The 6,517-nt window shown below is 45.4% G+C and carries 3 protein-coding genes; all 3 read right to left on the minus strand.

Annotated elements, in window-relative coordinates:
- Window positions 1–2: 2 nt before the first annotated feature.
- A complete protein-coding gene (locus tag GF401_08260; protein ID MBD3345039.1) occupies window positions 3–3,986 on the minus strand; it encodes a hypothetical protein in 3,984 nt (1,327 codons plus the stop codon).
- An 80-nt stretch (window positions 3,987–4,066) separates the two neighbouring features.
- Window positions 4,067–5,053 (minus strand): PEGA domain-containing protein, encoded by a 987-nt coding sequence (locus GF401_08265; protein MBD3345040.1) that lies wholly within the window; start codon window positions 5,051–5,053, stop codon window positions 4,067–4,069.
- A 996-nt stretch (window positions 5,054–6,049) separates the two neighbouring features.
- Window positions 6,050–6,502, minus strand: a complete 453-nt coding sequence (locus GF401_08270; GenBank protein ID MBD3345041.1) for a CHAP domain-containing protein — start codon at window positions 6,500–6,502, stop codon at window positions 6,050–6,052.
- Window positions 6,503–6,517 lie beyond the last annotated feature (15 nt).

Consider the following 6,517-nt stretch of genomic DNA (forward strand, 5'->3'; position numbering starts at 1 on the left):
GATTATGGTGAATTCCGATACCCCTGAGCAGGATCGGAACCGGGCCCTTCACCAATTTCATTATAGGCTTTTACCATATACCAGTAAATACCATCGGGATAAGATAAGGGAACGGGGTCCTGATAGAAGGGACTGTCGGTTTCTACAATCAGACTAAAGGGGCCGGCTACGGAATTTCCACGGTAAAGCCGGTATCCTTCAACAAATGTTTCAGTACCTGCCACTTTCCAGGTCAGTTCAATGAAATCCGGATTATCACTGGAGGCAGTAAGCGAATCGGGCATTCCCGGCACTTGCTCGGGCTTTCTGGAGCCGATAGCCGGAGTGGAATTGAGCACACTCTCCCCCGCTCCATTGACCGCTTTTACTTTATAATAATATACCGAATCATTGCCCGTTGTATCGTAATAAAAGGTATCGTTTACGGTACCGCGCAGGACAGGATTTGAAAAATTTGAATCTCCAGATCGAAAGAGTTTATACGAATCGGCACCGCTGCTTTCACTCCAGTAGACAAGAACTGTATCGATGTATTCGCCTCGGGATGCAAAAACCTGATCGGGTGCTTCGGGCCGCAGACGGCGGCCATATACTGCAGGTGAACTTAACCTACTTTCGCCTTCCGAGGTATAGGATGATATTTTGTAATAATACATATCGCCTGTCGGCACGGTATCTATATATACCATATCTCTCACCGAGTCCAGCAACGTAAAAAGTGCATCAGAAAAAAGTGACCGATAGATCTTATACCCCTCTACGGAACCGGCAGCGCCCCATAATATTCTGACATGACTGAACGTCGAACTGGTTACAATGCTCGGTGGAGGGGGCAGGCGGGTTCCGTTTACACAGGAAGAAAGTGTTCCTGCCCCGACATCGTTAACCGACACTATACGGTAACAGTAAGTGATGCTGTCGGCGCCTGAGGAATCGTAGTATACTGTATCGGCTGTACTGTCGATCTTGGTGCATAAATTAAGCGACGTTCCCTCACAACGGTAGATATAATACCGGAAAACACCCGACCGGGCGCTCCAGGTTATTTTTGTATGATGTGGACTTAACGTGTAATTTGCTTTTATGTTTGCAGGTGGTTCGGGACCGGTAAGATGGGCTGATTTGACAACAGTTAAACCCGATTCCCCGAATCTATTACAGGCCTGAATCCGATAATAATAGGTCTCAGAATTCCCGACTGTATCATAGTATACCGTATCGGTCGTAGAATCGATTATGGTAAACGCACCGACACTATTTGTTAAAGCCCGCAGAATATAATAACTATCAGGTAATGGTCCGGAAGTAACAGGACGCCACGATACACAAATAGCCTTGTCTGCAGCCCGGGCATAGAATTCAACCGGTGTATCGGGTTCCGAATTAATCACATTTCCAAGAGAATAACTGCTGCGAGCGGTTTCGGTTCCCGACTCATGGACCGAGGATATTTTATAATAATAAGAATTGGTCGAGGATATTGCGGTGTCAACATATTTCGGAACAGATACCGTCGCAACTTTACTGTATTCTACCTCTCCATTGGCCAATCTGTATACATGATAACCGGCCGCCCCGGGAACACTGTCCCAGGTTACGACTATAGAATCGTAATACTTCTGATTTGAAGCATCAATGTTGACCGGTGCGGAAAAGGATTTTGAAGCCCCGCTTCGATAATCGGTTTGAGAACTGACCCTTCCGGTTGTGTCGTATGCAGCTATTCTGTAATAATAGGGTATTCCCGGTTCAACATTAACATCATTATAGACGGTTGATTCGGTACTGTCAATAACCTGGAAATTGCTCGCGGATGAAGAATCGGAGCGGTAAATGATATACCCATTTGCAGCGCTTACGCCGACCCAGGTCAGTTGAATATAATGATAGGTTCCATTGCTGGCTAAAAACGAAGATGGAACTTTGAGACGCTTGAGATAACCGAGCGTATAATTGCTCTTGCTGCCTGCCAACCCATCCGGGGTTACAGCTGCTACCCGATAGTAATAGTTAATTTTTTTTGGTACCGAATCGTTATAGAATAACTGGGTGGTACTATCGATGAGATAATAATCGACATTAACCGAATCGGCACGATAGAGATAGTATTTCTCGGCTCCGGATACCAATCTCCAGGATACTCGTATATAGTCATCATAGGTATTTCGGGAAGCAATAACATCATCAGGTGCGGAAAGTCCTTTCCGGTAGCCGGAGTTGGAACTGCTTCGTGAACCGGCCCGTCCCAAAGTGTCAAAAGCCGCAACATTATAATAGTAATGATCGGCAGTAGGAACAGTATCGTTATACCCTAAGGAAAAAACAGTATCAAATGGAGTAATGGTATCAAGGCGCTCCGATGATTCGGCCCGATAAAGATAATATCCCTTGGCATGGGACACCGATCTCCAGGAAAGATGAATATGGGAAGAGTAAGTACCGTTGCTTGCAGAAAAATAATTGGGAGCCGACAGACGTCGTGCAAATCCATATTCGCTGTAGCTCCGCCCACCGATTCTGCCCAGAGAATCAAAGGCGGCAACTTCATAATACCAGGTGTCGGTGGTTAAAACCGTATCGTTATAGCTGCTGGTGGCAATGGTATCGAATGGGGCAATGGTATCGAGTTCTGATGAGGACTCTGCGCGGAAAATGATATACCCCACTGCCCCGCTTACCTGGTACCATGTAAGACGGATGTGCGTTGAATAGGTGCCTTTGGTCGCCGAAAAGTACGAAGGCCTGGAGAGCCGCTTCAAATATCCATCATCATGATAGCTTCTGTCCCCCTCTCTTCCCATATTGTCTACAGCCGATACCTGATAATAGTAGGTATCCCCGGACGATACAGAATCTTTGTAGGTGGTAGTCTGGGTAACGGCGAGTACCGGAGCATCCATGAGCCCTGATTCGGACTGTGCTCGATAGATTTTGTATTCCCGGGCACCGGAAACCGAATACCAGCCAAGGTAAACATAACTGGAATAGGTACCATCCGTGGCGTTGAAAGAAGAGGGGCGTGCGGGAAGGGCAGGATAAGCAATCGGACTGAAATTACTGCTTACCCCTGATTTGTTTACCGCTGCAATTTTGTAATACCAGGTAAGTGCCCTATCTACCGTATCAATGTATGAATCGCCCTGTGTTGTCCCTACCAGCACATACAAGCCGTCTTTCTTATCCGAACGGTACACTTCAAATGAATAACCGGTTGAATAGGCGTACCATTCAACTGAAATCCGGGTCGAATCGAGGTAGGAAACGTTAATACTTGACGGTCGTGAAACAGCCGTAGAGCGCCTTTTACCAGTGAGAGTGTCGTTTACCCGCGCCGCGCCGTATTGATTGTAAGCTGCGATCTGGTAATAATACATTTTATAATCGGAAACAGTGTCGTAATATGAATAATAGCTTGAGTATGTAGGACAGGGAAGATAATCCTCTTCCCAAATTTTTCGATATGGACCGTAGGGGTACGCGGAACGATACAGACAGACCGCCTGACCGTTGTTACAGGTAAACTGTGCTTGGATATAATTCGTATATGAATTGATATCGAAATACCGTGGAGGATGAGGAGGTATGCCCTCGGGGGTGATAAAGGAACCGGCGATTACCGTACTGCTGTCCCAGGAATCGGTTATCGTGATCCGGTAATAGTATTTTGTTGCCGGTTGGAGACTGTCAAAAGATACTACCGAATCTCTGACCCCCATAACCGGACGCATGTCGGCAAGCTCAGTGCCTGCATAGGCCTGGATACTGATTGTATCGGCATCTTCATTGGCATCAAGTATATAGAGAGTGGCCTCGACAGTTCCTGTTGAATCATCAAAATTGAAATCGGCCCATAAGGGATTGTTTTCCAGATCAGCATTCGCCCTGGGAACAGAATTAATTGTCCAGTTGTCACCATGGGGGTCATAAGGATTCGATCTTCCGATCTCATCTCCATCCCTGAACGCACAACGAGAAAAAATAACCAAGACGAACAGCGGTAATATTTTTAGTAAACGTGTTATCATTGATGGATCTGGTTTCATAGAATAAAACAATCTATGCGGTATTAAAAGGCAATTGAAAGCGCAAAGCCGGTCCATAGAATGCCGGAAATTATATACCGCCGATTACGTTTTTTAATTTTTTTATTCGCATCTGCTTTTGCCGAAGAATATTCCTTCCAGAAATAATCAAATTGCGATGTTGTCAAACCGGCCTTCTGGTAGCTCTCTTTTGCTCCCTCCTCCCTTGACAGGGCATCCCGACATTGATTATTTGCCCTGATCCCGGCGACAGTAACAATACCGGCAACAGTACCGATAGATATATGCCTGAAAATGCGCAATTTCTTTTTCCGCACCTTTGTAATTGAATCGATAGTCGCCTCAGACATGAGTTCGCATCGGAGCGTATCATGAATCCGCCGGTTTATCAGAATTTTCCGGGAATAATCCCTGTGGTTTTCCTTTGAAACATTGATTGAATAGGTCCCGGGCTTAAGTGGCCGGTCCACCACTGGTGTAGTGCCGACATTTTTATCGTTAATATTTACCTCCGCTTCGGAAGGTGCGCTCAAGATGGTAATAAAACCATTTTGTGTGCCAAGGCGGACAGTTATTTTTTTCTTATCCTCAGACACAAAATCCATGGTTTTTGAGAATAATTTATACCCCTTTTTCTTCAGCGTAATGGTATGTTTTCCGGGAACCACTGTCGAATCATGAAATGGGGTGACCCCCTTTTCTATATCATCGATATAAACCGTTGCCCCTGATGGATCGGAAAAAAGTGTCAAAAATGCATATTTAACAACAGGCGCCGGAGGCTCTTCCATTTCAAAATGAATTGACGGTTCTTCATGAAAAGAATCTGATATTTCCTCTGAAGAATCGAACGGTGTGACCATTTGACTGTCAATATCCTGATACGGTGCTTCTCCGTAGGATTCCTCCCACTGTGCACTTGAAGAAAAAGAAATCAACCAGAAACAGATTAGAATCCTGGCCATGAAAGGAAACACATTTATATGCCCGAAGCAAATATTATTATTCATGATTTAATAAGCCTGTACCTCTAAATATAATTGAGTGCAACGATGAACTAAATGAGCTTAATTGGAAAAACCCATAGCACCAGAAGGTCCCCTATAAATAACAAGCGGCAATTTGTATTGTCAAGAAAAAAATATAAAAATTGCCATAATCACAAATTCAGGCCTGAAATCGTGTACAAACTTCCATAGATGAGAGGGTAATACCAAAAGTGAGCCTGCAGCAATAACGGCAAAAAAATCAGGGGCTTACATTCTTACAATAAACTAATCTTGTTCTCATACGATCACAACAGATAAATGTGTATTTTAAAGACATCTTCAGCCCACCATTCTAAGGAAAATCTCCTTACAAAGGCACATCTGCAATGCCCGGAAGAACTATTTCACGCCCCCCCTCTTTCCGGGCATTTCTTTTTTTCTTTCCGTTAACCGCTCTGATTGTGCCTATGGCATAAGCTTTCCAGCCCCCGGGGTGATACCAAATCGATCCGGCGATGAGGTTATCGCAAACGGATCCGGCTCCTCTCTGCCGTCATGTCGACAATACGTTAACCAAAAAACGAATACCCCCACCACAGAGCTTATCCATACCGGCATTGCCGGTAAGCATTTTACGCTGCGCTGTCCTGCTCCGCACCTAGTGGAATCGGGTTTCCCAGGGGCGCTGGGAGAAAAACCGTATAACAACATAACGGCCTTAAAAAGAAAAAGCGGGACGCGTCTTGACTGAGTAACGATCCCGCTCTAAGAGCCTTAATCCGAACACCAATTCTTACTATAGTATAAAACACCTTGCTATTTGTGACCGCTGTGAATCGGCCACTGCCTGCGGCATATATCTCATTCGCTGTTTACTCCTCAGCCTGAAATAATAAAAAACGGTGCCGGCTAGCAGGACTGGGGATCCTGCTTTAAGCGCCGACACCGCTAAGGCGAAAAAGGAGAGGAAAACTTGTATAATTTTTGTTGTCACGAGTGTAATTTTCTATATTTTTCCTACCAAACGGTTGCAACAAATCCGCTCATGCGGCCGAAGCCGTCGATTTCACGTACACTGAAATCACGCCATTGGGTTTTTGCATAGGTCCTTACCTTGTTACCACAGTTTCCTTCTACAGTATACAATGTATCCTCATCAGCCGAAACATCTCTGACAATTGCACTATGCCCCCCGGCACCGTTGTTGTAATCGTATCTGATATAATCTCCGGTAGCCGGAACAAAGGTATTCCAGTCTGCCGAAGTATGTGAAACCCATCGATCTCTTGCTTCGAACCAGGCCCGCAGGCTTGATGATCCACCGATCATCCACCCCCCCGAACTTGTTTCCAACGGGTATCCCGACGCTTTATAAGCCCAGCAAACGAACTCAGAACACCATGCTTCATAATCATGAGGGCCGTCACCTGTCTTATCGAGAAACTCCACTATCGGTCCGGGATCTGTCACTCGTCCATCCTGACC

Source organism: Chitinivibrionales bacterium, assembly GCA_014728215.1.
Lineage (GTDB): Bacteria > Fibrobacterota > Chitinivibrionia > Chitinivibrionales > WJKA01 > WJKA01.